24 protein-coding genes are annotated in these 21,903 nt (G+C 28.7%); 10 read left to right on the forward strand and 14 right to left on the reverse strand.

Features of this window, described 5'->3' with window-relative positions:
* Nucleotides 1-28: 28 nt before the first annotated feature.
* The 5 genes from K354_RS0102365 (at nucleotide 29) to recR (ending at nucleotide 3,904) form a co-directional block, all read left to right on the forward strand.
* Nucleotides 29-757, forward strand: coding sequence for an EAL domain-containing protein (locus K354_RS0102365; protein WP_024953911.1), 729 nt, complete (start codon nucleotides 29-31; stop codon nucleotides 755-757).
* Nucleotides 758-864: 107 nt separating this feature from the next.
* The gene (locus K354_RS0102370; RefSeq protein WP_024953912.1) at nucleotides 865-1,347 is read left to right on the forward strand and encodes a Spy/CpxP family protein refolding chaperone; all 483 of its coding nucleotides are present in this window, start codon (nucleotides 865-867) and stop codon (nucleotides 1,345-1,347) included.
* A gap of 82 nt (nucleotides 1,348-1,429) precedes the next feature.
* Entirely contained in the window at nucleotides 1,430-2,101 is a 672-nt protein-coding gene (locus K354_RS0102375; RefSeq protein WP_024953913.1) for a response regulator transcription factor, read from the forward strand.
* A complete protein-coding gene (locus K354_RS13800) occupies nucleotides 2,098-3,330 on the forward strand; it encodes an ArsS family sensor histidine kinase (RefSeq protein WP_084607303.1) in 1,233 nt (410 codons plus the stop codon). Before K354_RS0102375 ends, K354_RS13800 begins: the two co-directional genes overlap by 4 nt.
* A 4-nt stretch (nucleotides 3,331-3,334) precedes the next feature.
* The gene (gene recR, locus K354_RS0102385) at nucleotides 3,335-3,904 is read left to right on the forward strand and encodes a recombination mediator RecR (protein WP_024953914.1); all 570 of its coding nucleotides are present in this window, start codon (nucleotides 3,335-3,337) and stop codon (nucleotides 3,902-3,904) included.
* Nucleotides 3,905-3,910: 6 nt separating this feature from the next.
* Here recR and K354_RS0102390 read toward each other — a convergent pair whose 3' ends face one another.
* From K354_RS0102390 to gatC, 11 genes are all read right to left on the reverse strand, one after another.
* A complete protein-coding gene (locus K354_RS0102390; protein ID WP_024953915.1) occupies nucleotides 3,911-4,705 on the reverse strand; it encodes a shikimate dehydrogenase in 795 nt (264 codons plus the stop codon).
* Nucleotide 4,706: 1 nt separating this feature from the next.
* On the reverse strand, nucleotides 4,707-6,119 hold the full coding sequence (locus tag K354_RS0102395) for an anthranilate synthase component I family protein (protein ID WP_024953916.1): 1,413 nt from the start codon (nucleotides 6,117-6,119) through the stop codon (nucleotides 4,707-4,709).
* A gap of 3 nt (nucleotides 6,120-6,122) precedes the next feature.
* Nucleotides 6,123-6,842: an SPOR domain-containing protein gene (locus K354_RS0102400; RefSeq protein ID WP_024953917.1), complete on the reverse strand. Its 720-nt coding sequence runs from the start codon at nucleotides 6,840-6,842 to the stop codon at nucleotides 6,123-6,125.
* A gap of 63 nt (nucleotides 6,843-6,905) precedes the next feature.
* Nucleotides 6,906-7,448 carry a DUF1882 domain-containing protein gene (locus K354_RS0102405; protein ID WP_024953918.1) on the reverse strand — a complete coding sequence of 181 codons (543 nt, stop codon included), beginning with the start codon at nucleotides 7,446-7,448 and terminating at the stop codon, nucleotides 6,906-6,908.
* A 9-nt stretch (nucleotides 7,449-7,457) separates the two neighbouring features.
* Nucleotides 7,458-8,705 (reverse strand): serine hydroxymethyltransferase, encoded by a 1,248-nt coding sequence (locus K354_RS0102410; RefSeq protein WP_024953919.1) that lies wholly within the window; start codon nucleotides 8,703-8,705, stop codon nucleotides 7,458-7,460.
* Nucleotides 8,705-10,219 carry a lysine--tRNA ligase gene (gene lysS, locus K354_RS0102415; protein ID WP_024953920.1) on the reverse strand — a complete coding sequence of 505 codons (1,515 nt, stop codon included), beginning with the start codon at nucleotides 10,217-10,219 and terminating at the stop codon, nucleotides 8,705-8,707. Before lysS ends, K354_RS0102410 begins: the two co-directional genes overlap by 1 nt.
* Nucleotides 10,220-10,232: 13 nt before the next feature.
* Nucleotides 10,233-10,700 carry a Fur family transcriptional regulator gene (locus K354_RS0102420; protein WP_024953921.1) on the reverse strand — a complete coding sequence of 156 codons (468 nt, stop codon included), beginning with the start codon at nucleotides 10,698-10,700 and terminating at the stop codon, nucleotides 10,233-10,235.
* A gap of 9 nt (nucleotides 10,701-10,709) precedes the next feature.
* Nucleotides 10,710-11,276, reverse strand: a complete 567-nt coding sequence (locus K354_RS0102425) for a CvpA family protein (RefSeq protein ID WP_024953922.1) — start codon at nucleotides 11,274-11,276, stop codon at nucleotides 10,710-10,712.
* 1 nt (nucleotide 11,277) lies between these two features.
* Entirely contained in the window at nucleotides 11,278-12,225 is a 948-nt protein-coding gene (locus K354_RS0102430) for a GGDEF domain-containing protein (protein ID WP_024953923.1), read from the reverse strand.
* A gap of 75 nt (nucleotides 12,226-12,300) precedes the next feature.
* Nucleotides 12,301-13,368, reverse strand: a complete 1,068-nt coding sequence (locus K354_RS0102435) for a type IV pilus twitching motility protein PilT (RefSeq protein WP_024953924.1) — start codon at nucleotides 13,366-13,368, stop codon at nucleotides 12,301-12,303.
* Between the two features lie 55 nt (nucleotides 13,369-13,423).
* Nucleotides 13,424-13,714, reverse strand: coding sequence for an Asp-tRNA(Asn)/Glu-tRNA(Gln) amidotransferase subunit GatC (gene gatC, locus K354_RS0102440; RefSeq protein WP_024953925.1), 291 nt, complete (start codon nucleotides 13,712-13,714; stop codon nucleotides 13,424-13,426).
* Between the two features lie 110 nt (nucleotides 13,715-13,824).
* On the opposite strand from gatC, the gene K354_RS0102445 reads away from it, so the two are divergent.
* Genes K354_RS0102445 through hisG form a run of 5 tightly spaced genes read left to right on the forward strand, consistent with a single transcriptional unit; the run spans nucleotide 13,825 to nucleotide 17,000 of the window.
* The gene (locus tag K354_RS0102445) at nucleotides 13,825-14,421 is read left to right on the forward strand and encodes a hypothetical protein (protein WP_024953926.1); all 597 of its coding nucleotides are present in this window, start codon (nucleotides 13,825-13,827) and stop codon (nucleotides 14,419-14,421) included.
* Nucleotides 14,421-15,434: a hypothetical protein gene (locus tag K354_RS0102450; RefSeq protein WP_024953927.1), complete on the forward strand. Its 1,014-nt coding sequence runs from the start codon at nucleotides 14,421-14,423 to the stop codon at nucleotides 15,432-15,434. The genes K354_RS0102445 and K354_RS0102450 overlap by 1 nt, the downstream gene beginning before the upstream one ends.
* Nucleotides 15,435-15,437: 3 nt before the next feature.
* Nucleotides 15,438-15,770, forward strand: a complete 333-nt coding sequence (locus tag K354_RS0102455; protein WP_024953928.1) for a hypothetical protein — start codon at nucleotides 15,438-15,440, stop codon at nucleotides 15,768-15,770.
* Nucleotides 15,757-16,383: a type III pantothenate kinase gene (locus K354_RS0102460; protein WP_024953929.1), complete on the forward strand. Its 627-nt coding sequence runs from the start codon at nucleotides 15,757-15,759 to the stop codon at nucleotides 16,381-16,383. The genes K354_RS0102455 and K354_RS0102460 overlap by 14 nt, the downstream gene beginning before the upstream one ends.
* On the forward strand, nucleotides 16,383-17,000 hold the full coding sequence (gene hisG / locus K354_RS0102465) for an ATP phosphoribosyltransferase (protein WP_024953930.1): 618 nt from the start codon (nucleotides 16,383-16,385) through the stop codon (nucleotides 16,998-17,000). Before K354_RS0102460 ends, hisG begins: the two co-directional genes overlap by 1 nt.
* A 6-nt stretch (nucleotides 17,001-17,006) precedes the next feature.
* On the opposite strand, the gene K354_RS0102470 is transcribed toward hisG, so the two are convergent.
* From K354_RS0102470 to K354_RS0102480, 3 genes are read right to left on the reverse strand one after another with little or no spacing between them, the layout of a single operon-like run.
* The gene (locus K354_RS0102470) at nucleotides 17,007-17,387 is read right to left on the reverse strand and encodes a response regulator (RefSeq protein ID WP_024953931.1); all 381 of its coding nucleotides are present in this window, start codon (nucleotides 17,385-17,387) and stop codon (nucleotides 17,007-17,009) included.
* Nucleotides 17,388-17,399: 12 nt separating this feature from the next.
* Nucleotides 17,400-20,696, reverse strand: coding sequence for a response regulator (locus tag K354_RS0102475; RefSeq protein ID WP_024953932.1), 3,297 nt, complete (start codon nucleotides 20,694-20,696; stop codon nucleotides 17,400-17,402).
* A 34-nt stretch (nucleotides 20,697-20,730) separates the two neighbouring features.
* Nucleotides 20,731-21,870, reverse strand: a complete 1,140-nt coding sequence (locus tag K354_RS0102480) for a hypothetical protein (protein ID WP_024953933.1) — start codon at nucleotides 21,868-21,870, stop codon at nucleotides 20,731-20,733.
* Nucleotides 21,871-21,903 lie beyond the last annotated feature (33 nt).

Below are 21,903 nucleotides of genomic sequence, written 5' to 3' on the forward strand. Positions count from 1 at the left end.
GACTCTCTTCTCACTTAAAGGGTAAATATTGAGTCGAAATACGATTGTTGAAACTGTATATTCTTTTGAAATGGTTCAAAGAATATTAAAAGAGAGGAGTTATGGAGTAGAGTACCAACCTTTTGTATCAACAAAAAATGAAAAAATTGTTGCATATGAAGCACTTTCAAGATTTAATTGTGCAAATCAATCAGTAACTCCAGATGTTTTTTTTGGAGTATGTCATGATTATCCTGAACTGTTTTTTGAAGCAGAACAGGTATTGAAAAAATACCAATTTTTAAATCGCCCAAAAAATAAAAAACTTTTTATTAACTTTGATCCACATATACTTTTAGTAAAAAATAGAGTTAATGAGGTATTTAACTTTTTTTCAAAACAAAAAAATTTTGTAATTGAATTGGTTGAAAATTCTCATGATGCTGTGAATACTCCTAAATTATTAGAAATATTTCATAATTTGAATTATAATTTTGCTGTTGATGATTTTTTAAAAGAAAATAGTATGTTATCGTTGTTTTTGCTAAAAAAATGCAATTACTTAAAGTTTGATAAAGATATCTTAAAAGAGATGAAAAGTGAAAAAAGCTTTTTACATGTAGTAAAAGGTTTAGTGCAATACGCACATGAACTTGATAAAAAAGTTATTCTTGAGGGTGTTGAAGCAAGAGAAGATTTTGAATTGGCTAAAAGTTTAAATATTGATTATGTACAAGGATTTCTTTTTCGTCCATTATTTATAAAAAAAATGAACTAAGTGAACATTCTTGTTAAGATACATTAACAAACTGTTATAGAGTGGTTAAGAGTAAAATTTTATACTTTGAGTATCAAAAGAGTTTAACTCTTAAAAAAGGATATAAGATGAAAAATAAAATTTTAGCAGCAGTGCTAGTAGTAGGTACATTAGCAACAGCGTCTTTCGCATATAATCAAAATTGTCCAAATTATGGTCAAAGAGGAATGATGCAAAGACAAGGAATGCCACAACAAGGTATGATGCAAGGTCAAGGAATGCGTCAAAAAGGAATGATGCAAAGAGGTATGCATAGATTTGGTGGGATGCAAATGTTTTCTAACTTGAATCTTACTAATGATCAAAAGTTCAAAATGTCTATTTTACGTGATGAGATGAAATTAGAGATGAAAAAATTAAGGGGTGTAAGAGGACAAGGTAAGATGATGAATTTTATTGGAGATGCTGGCTTTGATAAAGCTGCATTTACAAAATACTCAAATGATAAGCATCAAAAAATGATGAATATTAGGATCAATCATATGGAAAAAGTTTTTAAAATCTTAACAAAAGAGCAAGTGGCTCAGCTAAAAAACAATATAAACAAATAACATAAAAAAGGAGGTTACTGCAAGCCTCCTATCTTGCAATTATGGTATAATAATGTCTAATTATGAGAGACAAGGTAGTTATATGATAAATGTATTAATGATAGAAGATGATACGGAATTTGCAGAAATTTTAAGTGAATATTTAGCACAATACAATATAAAAATAACCAATTATGAAGACCCTTATCTTGGGCTTAGTGCTGGCATAAAAAATTATGATATTTTAATTTTGGATTTAACACTTCCTGGGATGGATGGTTTAGAAGTTTGTAAAGAAGTAGTCGATAAATATGATATTCCTATTATCATAAGTTCTGCAAGAAGTGATGTAAGTGATAAAGTTATAGGCTTACAAATTGGGGCTGATGATTATCTTCCAAAACCATATGATCCAAAAGAGATGTATGCTAGGATACAAAGCCTTATTAGAAGATATAAAAAAGTAAATACTAGTGAAGATGAAAGAAGTGATAGTGATTTTAGAATAGATGAGAAAAGACATCAGATATTTTTAAAAGATGACCCTATTAATTTAACTCCTGCAGAATATGAAATTTTAGAGTACATGTTAAAACAACATGGTTTTTCTATATCTCGTGAGCAGCTTGTATATAACTGTAAATCTTTAAAGGACAAAGGTTCAAAAAGTTTAGATGTGATTATTGGTAGATTAAGAACAAAAATTGGTGATAGTTCAAAAGAACCTAAATATATCCAATCTGTAAGAGGAATAGGATATAAACTAATAGGATGATAAAAAACTCACTTAGCAGTAAAATAACCGCTGTTTTTATTTTTTCAATGCTTCTTTTATGTATGCTTTTTTTTCTTTTAGATAAATATCAGAATGAAAAAGATTTAGAGATTATGAAAGAGAGGCAGCTTCAATCAATTAATTATATATTTATTATATATAGAAATAATCTTTCACCGCATGGTGTGAATGAATATTTTAGCAATTTTGGTCTTAGTATTGTAAAAAATCAAAATTTAAAAAGATCTGTTCTTAAAAAGGGTGTTGTAATCTTTCAAAAAAAATCAGATTTAGGAGATTTTTCATCTATTAAATATAATGAAAGATATTATCTCTATATAGACAATATGATAACCAATATACTTTTAGAAAGTAATTATCAAAAACGTTCAACCAATAGTCTTTGGATAGTTTTTGGTTTTGCCCTTATTATATTAATTTCTATATATATATCAATTTTAAATAGTATTTCACCTCTAAAAGAGCTACGTAGTCAAATACGAAAATTTGCTTCTGGAGAGTTAAAGATTGATTGTAAAAGTGATAAAGAAGATGAAATTGCTGAAGTAGCTAATGAGTTTGATAGAGCTGCTGATAAACTGAGACATTTGATACAATCAAGACAACTTTTTTTAAGAACTATAATGCATGAGTTAAAAACTCCTATTGGTAAAGGTAGGATAGTTTCAGAAATGCTTACTGATGAAAAAGCTAAAAAAAGACTTATTGGTATTTTTGAAAGACTAGATTTATTAATAAGAGAATTTTCTAAGATAGAACAAATTGTTTCAAAAAATTATTCACTTCAAGTAAAAGAGTATCGTTTAGTTGAAGTTATAGATAGTGCTATTGATATGTTAATGCTTGAAGATGATAAAAAAGATTTACATGTAAAGGTTGATGTCTCTGCTTTATTGAGTGTAAAAGTTGATTTTGAATCATTCTCTCTTGCTATTAAAAATCTTTTAGATAATGCAATAAAATATTCTGATAATCAAGAAGTTTATGTCAAAATAGATAATAATAAACTTATTATAGAAAATACTGGAAAAGAGTTTAAAGTGGATATAGAGGAGTATTATAAACCTTTTGTATCAGGTTCAAGTGAAGTGAAGCATGGTTTAGGATTGGGACTTTATATTGTAAAAAATATTTTAAAATTAAATGATTTTGACTTAAATTATGAGTACATAAATAATACTCATAAATTTTCAATCGATTTAGGGTAGTGCAATGAAAAAAGGATTGGAAAAGTTTGATAACTTGGTTGAAGCTTTAAGTTCACTACCAAGTGTTGGGAAAAAATCTGCTCTTCGTTTTGCTTATCATCTTATTCTTAATGATAATTTTAATGCTATGAAAATTTCAAATGCAATTGAAAGTGCTGTACGCTCCATAAGAAGCTGTGAGAGATGTGGAGGATTAAGTGAACATGAAGTGTGTGATATCTGTTTAGATGATCGCAGAGACAATAGTAAATTGTGTATAACAGAAAGTGCAAAAGATATTTTAGTCCTAGAAGAAAATAACTTATATGATGGTTTTTATTTTGTTTTGAATGATTTAGAAGAAAATACCGTTGTGAAATTAAAAGAAATTGTTTCTAAAGGTATTAATGAAGTTATATTTGCACTAACTCCTTCACTTTCAAACGATGCAGTTATACTTTTTATTGAAGATAAATTAAAAGATTTAAATGTAGATTTTACGAAGATAGCTCAAGGAGTTCCAACAGGAGTTCATCTTGAAAATGTTGATATGTTATCACTTTCTAAAGCAATAAATCTAAGAACTAAAGCTTAGAGTATTTTACTTTGTTTTAAAAGTTTTTTTCATATATTTAGTTATTTTATCATTATCCAATTTGTTATCAAAAAATAGATTAAAAGCTAATACTCCTTGATAAAGTAGCATATCTGCTCCATCTTTATATTGAAGATTATTTGAAGCTGCTTTTTGTAAAAAGGGAGTTTTTTTATTGTAAATAACATCAAATGCAAATTGTGATTTTTGCATAAGTGTATTGAGTAAATCTTGATCAAGAGGCAGTGATTCATCACTGAGTCCAGCAGAAGTTGTATTTATGATAAGTTCGTATGAACTTGGTTTAAAATTATCCCAAGAGTACGCATTAAATCCATTTTCATAAAAGTAATGTAGTCTATTTTGTGAACGATTGAGTACCGTTACGTTTATATTTTTTTCTTTTAAAATTGTAGCTATAGCCTTTGCTGTACCACCAGCGCCAAGGATAAGAGCAGTTTTTATTGAACCAAAAGACTCTATTGCTTTATAAAATCCAGGAGCATCAGTGTTGTATCCATAAACTTTGTTATTTTTTTTAACGAGAGTATTTACTGCACCAATCTGTTTTGCAAAACTATCTAATTCATCACATAATTCATAAGCAAATTCTTTATGAGGTACAGTGACATTTGCACCATCAAGTTTTAAAGAGTGAAATTTATTTAAAAGAGTTGAACCATCTTCAATACAAGTTCTTATATAGCAGCCATTTATATGAAGACCATTAAGGGCAGTATTATGCATTTTAGGGGATATTGAGTGGGAAACTGGGTTTCCCAAGATACTAAATAATTTCATACTATTTTTTTAAATCATTGAGTGAACTAGTCATAGCTCCAAGTTTATTGGTAACTTCAAGGTATTCTAATTCTGGTTTGCTATCAGCTACAACTCCAGCACCTGCTTGAAATACAATTTTTTCACTATCTAAGTAAGCAGTTCTAATCATAATTGCACTGTCCATGTTACCATCAAATCCAAAATAACCAACAGCACCACTATAAAAACTTCTTTTTATTCCTTCAAAATCACTAATCAATTCCATAGCTCTAATTTTAGGAGTTCCTGTCATGGTTCCAGCTGTAAAAGTTGCAGCAAATAGATCGAACATATCTTTTTTTTCATCTAATTTTGCTCCAACATCACTCACCATATGCATAACATGAGAATACTTTTCAACTCTCATCATATCACTTACCTTCACAGTACCCACTTGGGCAACTCTACCCACATCATTACGTCCTAAATCAATAAGCATAAGATGCTCAGCTCTCTCTTTTTCATCATTTAAAAGTTCTTCTTCATAAGCTTTGTCTTTTTCATAAGTAGAGCCTCTTTTTCTTGTTCCTGCAATTGGCCTTAGTGTGATATAGTTGTCTTTTAGCCCAACCATAACTTCAGGAGAACTTCCTACGATAGAAAAATTATCAAGATCAAGTAAGAACATGTATGGAGATGGGTTTTTATTTCTAAGAATTCTGTAAAAACTTAATCTATCAATATTTGCATATTGAGTAAATCTATTTGATATAAGAAGCTGGAAAACATCACCACTTCTAATCATCTCTTTGGATTCTTTAACCATTGTAAAAAATTTTTCTTTAGAAAAAGCAAAAGTACCTTTTTCTTCATCTAACGCTGTTTTTTGTATTTCTATATAAGTATGGGGAACTTTTAGAAGTTTTTCAATTTTATCTAATTTGAGTGCAATTTCTTCTATAAATGTATGGAGAGTTAAGGTGTTTGACTTGTGTGAAAATGTACAAATTAATTTTGGTCTCATTAAGTTAATATCAGGAATATCAATTTCACTTTTTAAATTATTCATATGAGATTTTAGTTTAGGCTCAAAAGTTTTCACCGCATCATATCCAATATAGCCAATAAAACCGTCTACAAATCCTAGGTTGTGTTGTTTGCTATACTCTTTATATTTATCAGTATCTATTTCTTTATACCGTTTTTTTAAATAATCAAAAGGGTTACTCCCAAGATTATTTTCATTACCTTCTTCATCTATATGTAAGGCTATATTATCTTTAAGTATAACTCTCTCTCTAGCCCCAATAAATAAAAAACTAAAATTTCCTTCTTCTGTATTTATCGCACTTTCAAAAAGAAAGTTTAATTCGTTGTTAAAGTGTTCTTTGAGTTTTGCAAAAATAGTAATAGGAGTTAATTGATCAAAAAGAAGTTTTTTAGAGTAAAGCATATATTACTTTACTCTATATATAAAAGCATCTTTATTGATACTTGATTTAATATCACTTAAAGCTTGTTTAGCTTCTGTGGTATTACCATAAGGCCCAATTAAAATTTTATTAACTTTTTTTCCATTGACTTCTATTTGTAATAGTCTGTATTGATAATTTTTTGTAGCAAGTTTTGCTAAAAACTTTTTATCAGGAGTTAGTCTTGATGTTGCTCCAACTTGGACATACGCACCAGGAGTTGCTGTTAAGTCTGTTGACTTTTTAACTACCTTTTTAACTTCTTTTTTTACTTTTACAGGGTCACTTACTTTTTTTGCAACTTTAGGAGTAGGTTCTTTTTTAATAACAGGAGTTTGAACTTTTTTACTAACTTCTTCTATTTTAGGTGTAGTATCTTCTTGTTTTTTTATCTCTTTTTCTTTTAAGCTTTTAACCATTTCTTCAAAGCTCTCTTTTTTATCTTCTTCTTCAACAATTGGTACTTGTTTAAATAGATCATCTTCTTTTTTAGGACTAACTTGCTTACTTATAGGTTCTGGTGGTAAAATAAGCTTAGAAGTATTGTTTTTTGCTTCAGGTTTATTGACTACTTTCATAATAACTATAACTACTAAAAATATTAGTATCAGTAGTGCAGCAATAATTAATACACGTTTTATTTTTAAAGCACCATTGTCCTCTTTTTCTAAAACGATATCACTAAGTTCATTTCTATCTTCCATCCTAATCTCCTTTGACTATTTAATTTTATTAAGCATTATTCATACCATATGCTGGCTCAAAAGTTACATATGCTTTGACCAAGATGCCCCTCTTTCTTTGTTATATAATTTATACGGAAGAGCTAGTATATTAAACTCTTGTGGGATATCTGGGTCTGGGAAAATTTTCCATTCTCTTGGCAATCTTTGTGCAAGTTTTGCAGATATCATTTTCCCAATTTGATAAGCTTCTTGAATAGTTGTATGCCCCTTATGAATATAAACATGCAAATGACCAGGTGTTTTACTCTCATATGCTGTAAAGTTTATAAATCCTTCTTCTCTTAAAAGAAGTTGTGCTCTATGCCAAAAACGCTCAGTATTTCTTCCATTATAATCAATAACAATATTTTCTACTTTATTTCGACTATTGATTAAAGAGTGAGCTACTGTAATCTCACCTTTTAAATGTTGGGTAATTATTTGATTTGTTAATTTCTCATTAATTTTTTCATATTTATCGAAAAATAGACGGCCATTATGTGTTCTTTTCTCGACAATTTTATCTCTTTTTATCCAATAATGATCAGTTAACATTTTAATTAGTGATGTATCAATATTGTACATGAAAACTCCTTAGTATGTTGCTCTATCGTAAATTACAAAGTTACTTGCTAATTGTTTCATCTCTTCTTTTATTTTTACATGTAAAGCTTCATCATTGATATTATCAAGAACGTCAGCTATTTTTTGAGCAATGATTTCAAACTCTTTTGTTTTCATTCCACGTGCTGTTAAAGCTGCAGCTCCAATACGAACACCACTTGTTACAAATGGGCTTCTTGTTTCTCCTGGAACAGTATTCTTATTTACTGTGATTCCTGCACGTCCAAGAGCAATATCAGCGTCTTTACCACTAAATTCTTTATCTAAAAATGAAACTAATATTAGATGGTTATCTGTACCACCACTTACTATATTATAACCTCTTTTAATTAATATATCGGATAAAACTTTTGTATTGGCTTTTACATTTTTTGCATACTCTTTCCATTCAGGTTTAAGATTTTCTGCAAAACCAACAGCTTTAGCAGCTATTACATGAACTAGAGGACCACCTTGGATACCTGGGAAAATTGCACTATTCACTTTTTTAGCGATATCTTCATTATTTGTCATAATAAGTCCACCACGAGGTCCACGTAAAGTTTTATGAGTAGTAGTTGATACTACATCACAATGAGGGAATGGGCTAGGGTGTTCACCAGCAGCTACTAAACCAGCAATATGTGCAATATCAGCAAAAAGTAGCGCACCAACTTCATCAGCAATTTCTCTAAATTTAGCAAAATCAATTTCTCTAGGATATGCACTTGCCCCACAAATGATAAGTTTTGGTTTTACTATATGAGCTATTTCTTTGACTTTATCATAATTGATTTTACCATCTAGTTCAACTCCATAAAAGAAACTCTCATAAGTTTTACCAGAACTACTAACTTTTGAACCATGAGTTAAGTGTCCACCATGGCTTAAGTCCATACCTAAAATCTTATCAAATGGTTTTAGCAGTGCTTGGTATACACCTTGGTTTGCTTGACTTCCTGAGTTTGGTTGCACGTTTGCAAATTTACATCCAAATAACTCACAAGCTCTATCAATTGCAAGTTGTTCTACACGATCCGCGAATTCACAACCACCATAGTATCTTTTATTTGGGTAACCTTCTGCATATTTGTTTGTAAAAACACTTCCCATAGCTTCCATTACAGCTGGGTATGTAAAGTTTTCACTAGCGATCATTTCTAAATGATTAGTTTGTCTCTCTAATTCATTTTCAATTATTCCGTAAACTTCTGGATCAATGTTTTTTAATATACTCATTATTTTTCTTCCTTATCATTATTTTCAATTTCTTCTCTGAGCGGTTTCATAGATGGAAATAAAATTACATCTCTGATTGATTGTTCATTTGTTAAAAGCATTGTTAATCTATCAATTCCTAAGCCTTGTCCTGCTGTTGGTGGTAATCCATAGCCTAAAGCTCTTACATAGTCTTCATCCATCTCATGAGCTTCATCATCACCGGCATCTTTTGCTGCTAATTGATTTGCAAATCTATTATATTGGTCTATTGGATCATTTAATTCATTAAAACCATTTGCAATTTCACGTCCAGCCATAAACAGTTCAAATCTTTCTGCAATTTCTGGGTTATCATCTTTTCTTCTTGCAAGTGGACTAATATCAATTGGATAGTCTATGATAAATGTAGGATTAATTAGTTTTTCTTCCACATATAAATCAAATAATTCCTCATAAAGTTTTCCTAGACTTAAAGCTTCATTTGCTTCTTCGCCTTTTTCTTTTAGATAAGCTAAAATGTTTTCTTTATTTTCTAAAACTTCAGCAGGGACATTACCAATTTCTATAAGAGAATCTTTATAAGAAATTTTTCTAAATTTTTCTGAAAAGTCTATTTCAATATCACCATAAGGGATTTTAGAAGGAAGATTTAATTTTTTTAGAAGTACAGTGAACATATCTTCTGTAAGTTCCATTAAATCATGGTAAGTATGATATGCCCAGTAAAATTCAATCATTGTAAATTCTGGATTATGAGTTAAATCCATACCTTCATTTCTAAAGTTTCTATTAATTTCAAATACAGCTTCAAATCCACCAACAACTAGTCTTTTAAGATATAATTCAGGTGCAATTCTTAGGTATCTATCAATTCCCAATGCATTATGATGAGTAACAAATGGTTTTGCATTTGCTCCTCCTGCAATTGGATGCATCATAGGTGTTTCGACTTCTAAAAAACTTCTCTCTTCAAAAAAGTGTCTGATTGTACTTACAATTTGACTTCTTATTTTAAAAGTTTCTTTTACATTAGGATTCATAATCATATCTAAGTAACGTTTTCTATAACGTAGCTCTTTATCAGTTAGGCCATGAAATTTTTCAGGAAGAGGCGTAATAGATTTTGTTGCTACTTCTAATACTTTTACATGTAAAGATAATTCACCTGTTTTTGTAACAAATGGGTATCCTGTTACACTAATGATATCACCAACTTCAACAAGTTTTTTTACTTCTTTAAACCATTCAACACCAAGTCCATCTCTACTAAAATAAATTTGAAGAGTGCCATTTTCATCTTCAATTTTAGCAAAAGCAGCTTTTCCCATATGACGTAAAAATTTTATTCTTCCTACTACTGTATTTTCTTTATTTTCATCACGTTTTTCTTCAGTGTTACTGACATACTCATAACAACGTTTGAATTCTGCTGTGTTTGTATCTTTTTTAACATTATGTCTATAAGGGTTTTTACCCAATTCTTTTAAGGCATTTGCCTTTTCTATTCTTTGTTGTTCATATTGGTCAAATATCAAATTTTCCTCTTTATTTTAATTTCTTGTTTTGGCATACTTTACAAATACCATAAAGTTGCATTAAGTGTCCTGTTAATTTAAATCCATATTTAGTCGCTATTTCTTCTTGTTTTTCTTCTATTCCATTATCTTCAAATTCAATTATTTTATCGCACATTTTACAAATCATATGATCATGATGTGGTTTATTTCCAAGTTCAAATTTTTTACCTGATGAGCCAAAAGATAAAGAAGTAACCATGTCAGAATCTTCAAGAAGATTAAGTGTTCTATAAACTGTGGCAATCCCTACATTTAGCTCAGGATAATTTTGTTTTACTAACATATAAAGACTTTCAGGAGAAAAGTGTTCATCATTGTTATACATGGTTTTTAAAACTACTTCTCTTTGTTTTGTAAACTTGAGATTATTATGTTTTAAAATATCTTTAAATCTAACTAATAAAGAGTCATATTCCATATTTTCTATGTCAGCCATACTATTCCTTTACTTTGAATTAAGCGGTTTACTTGTAATCTCAATTTTGGGAACTGATTTATTACTATCAATCTTTTGGATTAATTTATCACTATCAATTTTAACTATATATCTACCAGTTTGTACAAAAATAGGGTACATAAAACTTTTTTGCATATAGTTATCTGCTTGTGTTTTTATAAATTCTATATTTGATAGAGTTACGGCTAAAATTGAAAATACTAAAAAGATTTTTGCACTTCCTACTATAAAACCAGCAAGTTTATCCATACCACCAAAACCACTCATTTTTATAAGTTTTTCTAGTAAATATCCTGCAAATATACTTAATATCCAAAAGCCAAGTAAAACGCAGATAAATCCTATTATGAATAAAGAAGCATCATTATCTAATTGGTATAAATATTTATTAACTAAAAGTCCCATTTCTTTTGCAAATCTCGAAGCAATAAAAATCCCACCGACTATACCAACGAGACCAAAAACTTCTTTTATAAAACCGTTGATAACACCTTTTATCCCTAGTATAAAAATTAATGATAGAGAAATAATGTCAAAAATAGATATATTTTCCATATTAGCAGCTCACTCTAAAACAGTTTTTACCGGCTCTTTTTGCTTCATATAAAGCTTCATCAGCTCTTTCTATAATTTTATCCGGGGTATCCCCTTTTTTATAGCATGTAAGTCCAGCACTGATAGTTAAATGAATGTTATGTCCTTTATATAAAAGCTTACTTTCACTAGCTTCATTGATGATTCTATCAATACTTTTTTGTGCTTCTTCAAGAGTTGTACGGTTTAAAATTATAATAAACTCTTCTCCACCATATCTGTATATCTTTACACCTTTTCGAAGTGAACTTTGAATCAGTTTTGTTAAAAAAATAAGAGTTTTATCTCCAGCAATATGGCCATAAGAATTATTGATGTTTTTAAAATCATCAGCATCTATCATAATCAAAAACATGTCAGCGTCTTTATCTTTAACTGCACCTAAAATTTCGCCAATATCTTTCGTAAATACTCTTCTATTGTATGCTTTTGTAAGTGGATCAATATGAGATTCGCGTTCAAGTCTTTCTATCTCTAATTTTAATTTTGTAATAGTTTCATCAGCATCTTGTAGTTCAGTTAAAACTTGTTCTTGAAATAGATTAAATGTGTCAATTATATCTTGTGTGTATACTCTTTCATAATTATTTTTAATGGCGCTTATATCAACAAAATTTTTATCAGATATTTTTTTTAAATTAGTATTTGATTTTTCAAATTCTTTTATACTCGATTTTGCAAGTTCAAATGAAACTTCATTGATAGAATATTCAGTTTCATTCATTGAAAAAAGATAGGAATATTTTTTTGATAAATCTATCAATGATGCATCACTTGTATGGGATAATTCATCCATGAAAGTATCATAGTAGTATTTTGGATACGGCGGAATACTCAACTTTTTTAATTTTGAAAAAGAGTTTTCACCTATATCTATTATCTTCTTTACAATATTATTATCTTTTGTCATGTTTAGGTACGCCTTAAAATTAGATATATATACACGCGCACATGATATCTAATTTTAGCTGTAATTATGGTAAATTTAAATACCTATATTATTTATTAATTCTTGTGCTTGGGTTGAAAATCTTATAGCGTCTTCTTTGGATATACTATTTGCTTTAAGAAATTTTACCATTGATTGGGTTTGGGTTGTCATTCCACTTTTTGATTGATTAAGTTGCATTTGAGAATAAATTTGGTGTAATTTATTCTCTCTTATTAGATTTGAAATTGCAGAATTAGTGATAAGAATTTCATGAATAGCTACACGTCCACCACCATTTTTAGGTAATAAACTTTGTGAAATGATTGAGTGTAGAGATGTTGCTAGCATATTTCGTATTTGAACTTGTTCTGGGCCTTCAAAACTATCAACAATTCTATTAACAGTTTGAACCGCTGAATTTGTATGAAGTGTTCCAAAAACTAAGTGACCTGTTTCTGCTGCAGTTATAGCTGTGCTTATTGTTTCTCTATCCCTCATTTCACCAACTAGTATAACATCTGGATCTTCACGAAGTGAAAATTTTAATGCATTTGCAAAACTTTTAGTGTCTTCTCCAACATTTCTATGAGAGAACAAAGAACGTTTATTCTCATGTACAAACTCTACAGGATCTTCAATAGTAATAATATGTCTATGTTCAGTTTTATTGATTTCATTAAGCATTGCTGCTAATGTTGTTGATTTACCACTTCCTGTAGGTCCTGTTACTAAAACGAGACCTTTTTCTCTTTTTGTAATATCTTTAAAAATATTTGGAGCATTTAAATCTTCTAATGAAGGGATAGTAATTGGAATAATTCTAAAAGCTGCAGCAACTTCATTATCCATTGTATAGTAGTAATTTGCACGAAAACGTCCAATATCAGGGAACATAATGGCAAAATCTAGTTCTTTATTTTCTTCTAATTCTTTTTTTTGCCTATCTGATAAAAGGGTATAACACATCTCTTCAATTTCTTTACCATCAAGAACTTGCATGTCAAGTGCAACTAATTTTCCATCTATTCTTATTTGTGGCTCACTTCTACTTACTAAGTGTAAATCAGAAGCTTTATAAGCGACAATATTTTTAAGTAAAGCTTTTATATTTAAAGATGCCATATTTATACCTTTTAAGTTTATGTTTAATAAATTTTTTCAGCTAGAGCTAAATAGTTTATTCTATAATTTTAGGGACTACAAAAAAACCATTCTCACTTTGGGGTGCATTGCTTAGGATTGTTTTTACTACATCCGGGTTTACGTTAGGAATATCTTCTCGCATAGGAGTTCCTCCGGCAACAGTAGTAAAGGTTGCTTCTTCGTTATCTAAATCTAATTCATTTAAATTTTCAACAAATTCAACTATTTCACTTAATTGTGCAATAGTACCTTCTCTTTTATTCTCATCTATCTTTAAAGAAGAGAGGGTTTCTAATTTTTTTAATAAATCATTATCAATTTTCATTTTTTATAAATCCTATATATAATTATGGGAAGATTATACCAAAAAAAGTCTGTTTTTATCTTTATTGTGCTAAACTACCTGCTTTATTATATGATGTAAAAGGATTGATATTGGCACTAAAAGATAACTTAGATGCAGTCAAAAAAGAGATTGGAACAGAAGAACAGTTTTTAGAAGGTATTATAAAGAGTGAACGCTTTTTTAAGCGGTATAAAAAATATATTATATCTGCCGTAATAGTTTTAGTAGTTTCAGGCAGTGCTTATGCAGTTTTGAATGTTATTAATGAAAATAGATTACAATCTTCAAATGAAGCCTATAGTAAACTTTTATTAAATCCAAAAGATACTAATGCTGAGAAAACTTTAAAAGAAAAAAATGAAAGATTGTATAATTTTTATAGATTTCAAAAGGCATTAAGCCAAAATAATGCAGCAGTTCTAAAAGAATTAGCAGCGTACAAAACAGATCCACTTATTTCAGATTTAGCATCATATCAGTTAGCTAGTGAAGAAAATAAAGTAGCAGCAAAGAGTGAACTTCTTCAGGGTTTTATTTTTTTAGAAGAAGGATATAAACTTCTACAGAGTGATAAAATAAAAGAAGCAAAGTTGAAATTTGCGCAAATTGATTTAAATTCTCCGTTAAAAAATATCGCCAATAATTTAGAACATTATCAAGGTAAAAAAAGTAAAGGTATAAACTAATGAAATATATAAAGTATTTAATTCCTCTTATAATATTACTTTTGTTAAGTGGATGTGGAACAAAGAGACAAAATTTTGAGCCAAAGTCTATTTCTGGTGAAATTGATTATGATGGTGCATTACCTGCAAAAATAGTAGATGTTGTAAGAAGTGGGGCTACTTTAGAAAATGGACAGATTATTACAAAAGATGGTCTTCTCGATATCAAAATACCTGAAAATTATACATTTATAGGTGATTCCAAAGGAAGATATTTAGCAACTTCAAAATGTGGAAATTTAGTTGTTCTTGATAAAAATAGTCATGTTATATATGAGAAAAAATTTGATTCAGTAGTAGCGACAGCAACTATAAAAGAAGATTTATTAGCAGTGATATTAGGTAATAATACTCAATTATTAATAGACATTACAAGTAAGAAAGAATTATATAAAAATAATGGAGACAAAGTATATGCACATGATTCAAAAATTGCTGCTCCATATTTTTTAACATCTCTCATAATTTTTCCTACTCTTGATGGTAAACTTCTGATAATTGATTTAAAAACAAATAAACTTTTAAGAGATGTTGTAGTTAAAAGTGAAAAGTTTTTCTCAAATATAATTTACTTAGATGTTTTAGGTGATAGATTAGTAGCTGCTACAAAACAGCGTGTTGTATCAATTAATCCAAAATCAATGGCATTTTTAGATGAAGAGGTTAAAGATGTCATTATTTTAAAAAATAGAGTATTAGTATTTACCAAAGATGGTAGAATTATTTTAACTGATGCAGATTTAAAAGTTTTAAAAACGAAGAAGTTTAAGTTTGCATCTTTTGTTGGAACTATACATGGAGAGTTTATTTATATTGTTGAAAGAGGTGGTTTTTTAATTGCAACAGATTTAAATCTTATCTCATCAAATATATATGAATTGCCAGATGAAATAGAATCATATGTTTATACTACAAATGATAAGTTTTATTATAAAAATAGTTATTTTAAATTGAGCGCACCAAGGAAAAAGTAATCTTTGAAAGACGTAGTAAATTATTTTTCTAAAAAAGGAGTTTTATTTAAAGATTTAAATATCATAGATAAAGCTCTTTTAAAAACTAGAAAAAAAATAAAGATATTCTGTGCAACAGATATAAAAAAAAATTATCACGTTATTTTTATTGTCAATCAAAAAAGTAGGTTTTTATTAAAAAATGCGGAAGATTTAGGATTATTAGTAGAAAACTTACAACAATTAGAAAATCATAATTTTAGATATAAACATTTAGTAATCAGTGGAGATATGTGTTCAAAAGCACAAAATTACTTGAAAGATAGAGGATGGCAACTGCATCATGATTTTATGTGATATAGGAAATTCAAACGTTGATTTTTACCATGATGGTAAGATATGGTCACAAAGTTTAAAAGAGTTTGAAGAGTATATTCCCAAAGAGAATATTTATTATATAAGTGTTAATGAAGAGATAAATTTAAGATTGAAAAATATTAAATATTTTATTAATATTCAAGACTACTTTCAATTTGACACTATTTATCAAGGAATGGGAGTAGATAGAGTAGCTGCTTGTTATACTGTTAGTGATGGGATTGTTGTTGATGCAGGAAGTGCAATTACTGTAGATGTAATGTCTGGTGGGCTTCACCTTGGTGGATATATATTGCCAGGCATTAATGCTTATGAAGGTTGTTATTCAAGTATATCAGATAGATTAAATACAAGAATAAATCCCAATGTCATATTAGATGCTCTTCCTCAAAAAACAGGAGATGCAGTTTCATATGCTGTGATAAAGTCTATTTTTATGCTCTTAGAAGAGACCTGCAGAGATAAAACAATTTTTTTCACAGGTGGAGATGGTAAATTTTTCTCTAAATTTTTTAATAAATCTATATATGATAGATCTTTGATATTTAGAGGTATGTTAAAAGCAATACAAAATAAAGAAAAAGGGTTATAATGTTAACTGTTGCGCTACCTAAAGGTAGGATTGCTGAGGAGACTTTAGCAATATTTGAAAAAATTTTTGGAAAATCATTTCTATTTGATGATAGAAAGTTAATTTTAGAAGTTGGAGAATTTCGTTTTTTATTAGTAAGAAATCAAGATGTTCCTGCTTATGTACTCCATCAATCTGCAGATATTGGTGTTGTAGGATTGGATGTTCTTGAAGAAAAAGATGAAGATTTAGTAAGGCTTTTGGATTTAGGCATAGGAAAATGTAAAGTTTGCGTTGGAATGAGAGATGATGAAGAATTAAACTATAATTCTCCAGATATAAAAATAGCAACAAAAATGGTAAATATTACACAAAATTATTTTTCAAAAAAAGCTATGGCAGTTGATGTTATAAAACTTTATGGTTCTATTGAATTAGCACCATTAGTCGGTCTTGCTGATGCTATTGTAGATATAGTTGAAACAGGAACAACAATGAAACAAAATGGATTAAAAGTTGTTGAAACTATTATGGAGTCTTCAGCCCATTTAATAGCAAATAAAAATAGTTTTATTGAGAAAAAAGAGGAAATAATTTCTTTATATAGAAAAATATCAGAAGAAATAAAAAAGAAATAGAACTGATTAAATCAGTTCTACAACTTTATCTATCTTTTTAGTGAGCTCAGCTTCTCTTATGGGTTTAACTAAAAAGTCAAATGCTCCATTATCAAATGCTTCATGTTTTCTTGTCTCATCTGTTGTCAACACAATAACAGGTATCTTGTTAGAATTAGCCATAGAGGCTAAATTATTTAAAAATTCTATACCATCCATAATTGGCATTTTAATGTCTAATAAAATTAAGTTAATGTCAGAGTGCTCTTTAAGTATGTTTAATGCTTCTAATCCATTTGCAGCCTCTACAACATCCCTTATATTTTTATTCTTTTTTAACATAGAGTGAATTAATTTTAAGTTTATAAAATCATCATCAACAGCTAGAATTTTTATTTGATCATTCATTCATTTTATCCTTTAGATAAATTTTTGTACCAGCTCTTCAAGCTGTTGTTTACTGATTTGATTTGGTAAAACATTGTCAAATAATGCTTTATCATTTTCATTTATCTCAGCGATTGGATCAACGAACATTATTGTTGAAGTATGTGGAAGATCATAAACTTTATTGTTCTTATCTATTTCATTATACACTTCTTCAGTTGAAAGCCCTGGTAACTCTTTATCAAATATAACTATTTTATAGTAATTATCTTTTAATTTATTATTTAAATCATCAATAGAATTTACTGTATCAATAGTATTAGTAAGTTTAGATAACACACTAGAGAAGATTTTAGTTTCTATCGGACTTTTTTTGAAAATAAGTATATCTTGCTTTAGAATAGGCATTGCTTGAGGAGCTTCTTCTACATCATCTTTAATTTCAGCTATGCTGTTTTTTTCATCTTCATTACTAGATAAGTCTTGAAGAATAGGAGCTTCATCTTCTACGCCTTCTTTTTCTACTTCTTGAATTTTCTCCTTAGAAACTTCTTCTTTTTTATCAGTAGTTTGTTCGACAGAAGGTGTAATTACCTGTTCTTTTGTTTCTTCATCTTCTTCTACAATTTTATCTTGTAAAAACATATTAAGAACACTCAAAATACTATCTTTTTTAATAGGTTTAGTTACATATTCATCGAGTCCTTCTTTCATGAATCGTTCTCTATCACCTTTTAACGCATTTGCAGTAACTGCAATAATTGGTATATGAGGAAGATTGTTTTCTTGCTCATATTCTAGCATTTTATGCGTTGATTCTACACCATCCATAACAGGCATAGCAATATCCATAAATACTACATCATAATCATTTTTCATTCTTTCTTCTAATGCAATTTTTCCATTATGGGCTATTGTTATTGTTAAACCAAGATCTTCAAACGTTCTTCTTATAAGTTTTTGATTTATCTCATTATCTTCTGCTACAAGTACATTTGCGTGAAACTTTCTACCAAAAGAGGGTTTTTTCCTTATTTTTATTTCTTCTTTTTTAGGAGTTTCTTTTTGTTTATCTTCTATTTTTGGTAAAAGTGCTCTATTTTGCTCTAGTGCTTTTGTCAATTTAGAAACATTAACAGGTTCATAAATTGGGGTAATATATTTTGTATTAAATTCATCAAATCTACTTTGATTTGATGCTTTCATAATAAGAATTATAGGAAGCCTAATTTTTTTATACTCATCAAGTTCTTCGTTATTAAGAAGGTCATAATCTGCAACAATAATATTTACTCCAGATTTATATATAAGGTTCTTAAGTCCTGAAAATTCATCATAATATTTGACGTTAGATCCAAAATATGTACAATAATCATACATGAATTGAGAATGGGCTTTAGGATTATTTTCTGATGTTAAAAGAGCACAACTAAAATCTTTAAATTTATTTTTGTATTCTACATCACCTGATGGAGATTCATCAAATTCTAGCATAAAGTAAAATTTACTTCCACCACCTTCTACACTATCAACTTTAAGTTCGCCACCCATTAATCCGATATATTTAGATGAAATTGTTAGCCCAAGTCCAGTACCACCATATTTTCTTGTTATCGTAGAGTCTGCTTGATTAAAGGCGTCAAATATATCTTTTCTTTTATCTTCACTAATACCTATACCAGAATCTTGTACACTAAAGAGAACTTTAGCTTTTCCTACAGGGGCATTTTCTATTTTTCTTATTTCTGCTGTAATATGACCATTTATTGGTGTGAATTTAACAGCATTACTCATAAGATTAATCATAACTTCTTTTACTTTTGTTGCATCACCTTTTAAATAGTTATTTAAACTAGGATCAATAAAGAAAGACAGGTGAATGTTTTTTTCTGCTGCTTTTGGTCCATAAACTTCAACGGCATTTTCAAATTCATCAAGTGGAGAAAACATGATTTCATCAATTTCTATTTTGTTACTTTCAACTTTTGATAAATCAAGAATATTATTGATAATGTCAAGAAGATTTTCTGAACTTTTTTCAATCACGTCTACAAACTCACGTTTTTCATCATCTAAATCAGTATTTTTAAGAAGTTCAGTAAAACCAATAATACCATTTAGAGGAGTTCTAATTTCATGTGACATATTTGCTAGAAATATACTTTTTGCTGCACTTGCTTCTTCTGCATTTGTTTTTTCTTTTGCAATATTTTCAATTGCTTGATCAATAATGGTATAAGCTGAGTTCATTCCTTGAGCAGTGTTAAAATCTACAATTTCTTTTGTTTCTGCTAATTCTCCAACTTTTTCAAAAATACTTTCAAGTCCCTTGACATTCTTTTTAAACTGATTAGATAAAAAACGTCCAAGAAACATTAAAAGAAAAGATACAATCCAAATTGCACCGGCAATAGCTAGTTGAGTTAATGTTTTATCATAGTACACTTTAACTTCTGCATGAAGATTACCTTTAATTGCATTTGCTGAATCATTAAGTAATGAAATCTTTTTTGTCATTAAGTTAAACCATAAAATAGGGTCAATTAAATATTCACCATTTTGAGCAGCTAAAATTAATTCTGCTTTTGCTTGTTTAATATCTGTAATTAATTTTTTATTTTCTTGTTTATTGTATATGCTACTAATTTTTGATTTTGCTGTACCTTCATACAATACAGTATAATCAAATGTATTTGATTTACTAAATAGTCCAATCCATATACCTAAATCTTCATCAGAAAAAGGTACATATTGACTAAGTACTTTAGCAACAAATCCCCGTTCTTGTCCAGTGTATTCTATATCTTTGTATGCTGTTACGAGAGAGGAGCTTAAGTTAACAATTTGTGTATTTGTAGCTATTTCTCCTATTGTTTGGAGTTCTTCTAGGATATTAGCATTTATTTTAGAATAATAAGAGAAGAAAATTTTATTAAAATTTACTTCATTTAAAGAATCAATTTTGGTTCTAACATCTCCTATTTGGTTTAAAAGGGTGATTATTAAATTAATTCTATTAGTGATTTCATGGGTTTGATAAAAAGCATGAAACTTTTTCATACTTTTATTTACTTCAAGACGTTGCTTATGAAGACGTTTTTCTTCCATGGCTCCATCACTTGAAATAAAAGTAGAACTTAATCCTCTCTCTTTTGCTAAATTAATAGAGAGGTCGTTTAATACTTGTGTTGCACTTAGCCTTTGTTCAAAAACAATAGATTTATTGTATTGTTCATATGACAAGTATAGAAAATATGATGAAAATATGAAAAGGATAATAAGAGGGTATTGACTAATTAGCCTAAGTGTATCTTGCGTTTTAAATTTCATTTTAGGTCTCCGTTAAGATTATTGCATTTTATTTTCATAGAAATTCTCCCTTTAATTGAGCAACAACTTTTTCAAAGTTATTTAATTCTTCTATTTGTGTTTTTTTATCAGTAGCTTTTAAAATATTTACTAACTTACTTGATATTTGCTTCATATGTAAGTTGTCTGATACACCTTTTAATGAGTAAATATTATCATGTAAAGATGCCATGTTATCTTGTTCTATATTTAGATTAATCTCTGGTATGGTTTTTTCTATTTGATCCATATAGTCAGTTAAAAGTTCTCCTACAAGACCTATATCTAAGCCTAATGTTTCTACGCAGGTTGCTAAATCAAATTCTAAATCTTCTTCTAATTCTTTTTTTTCAAAGTCTGATTTAATTGCAATATTTATATCATTGGATTCATCTATATCTGGTTCAATTGTTAAGTTAGAAACATCTTCGCTAAAATCGCCATCAATTTTTATTTTAGTTTGAATATCTTCAGTTTGAGAAAGGTAATCTTCTTCAATTGGAAGTTTATTTTCATTCGAATAATCTTCGCTAAAATCGCCATCAATTTTTATTTTAGTTTGAATATCTTCAGTTTGAGAAAGGTAATCTTCTTCAATTGGAAGTTTATTTTCACTCGAATAATCTTCTTGCTCAACCAAATTATTATCTATTTTTAATTTTGGAGTAGGTTCATTGGTTGCATTAAACTCTGTCGAAGGTTCTTTTAAGTCTTCCTCGAAATCTTCATTTATTGGTATTTCTTTTGTTTCTATTTCATTAGTTGTATCTTGTTCAGTGTTCGTATCAAGAATAGGAGTTGATTGAACAAAGGAAGAAGCCATTTGGTTTGTACCATTGTCAAATTCAATACAATAATAAAGATCTTCACCATCTGTTTTGTTATATAAAAACAACTCTTTAATTTTTATCGCTGTTTCTACTTCATTTCCAGTTTTTAATTTTACTAAAACACTTTTTCTAGGTGCTCCACTATGCAAAGCATAATCTATCCATGAAAAATTTTTAAATTTAAAAATATATCCAGGTTTATTTATAAAAAGATCTGCCACATCGTTGTGTATGCTACTAAATTCATCTAAATCTTCGTATCCTAAAAAAGACAACTCATCTTTACCAATACCAATAAAATCACCATTTTTACTATAAAGTATCATTTGTAGATTCCCCTTAAAAGGTAAATTTTAACT

Origin of the sequence: Sulfurospirillum arcachonense DSM 9755, assembly GCF_000597725.1 — a bacterium.
Lineage (GTDB): Bacteria > Campylobacterota > Campylobacteria > Campylobacterales > Sulfurospirillaceae > Sulfurospirillum_A > Sulfurospirillum_A arcachonense.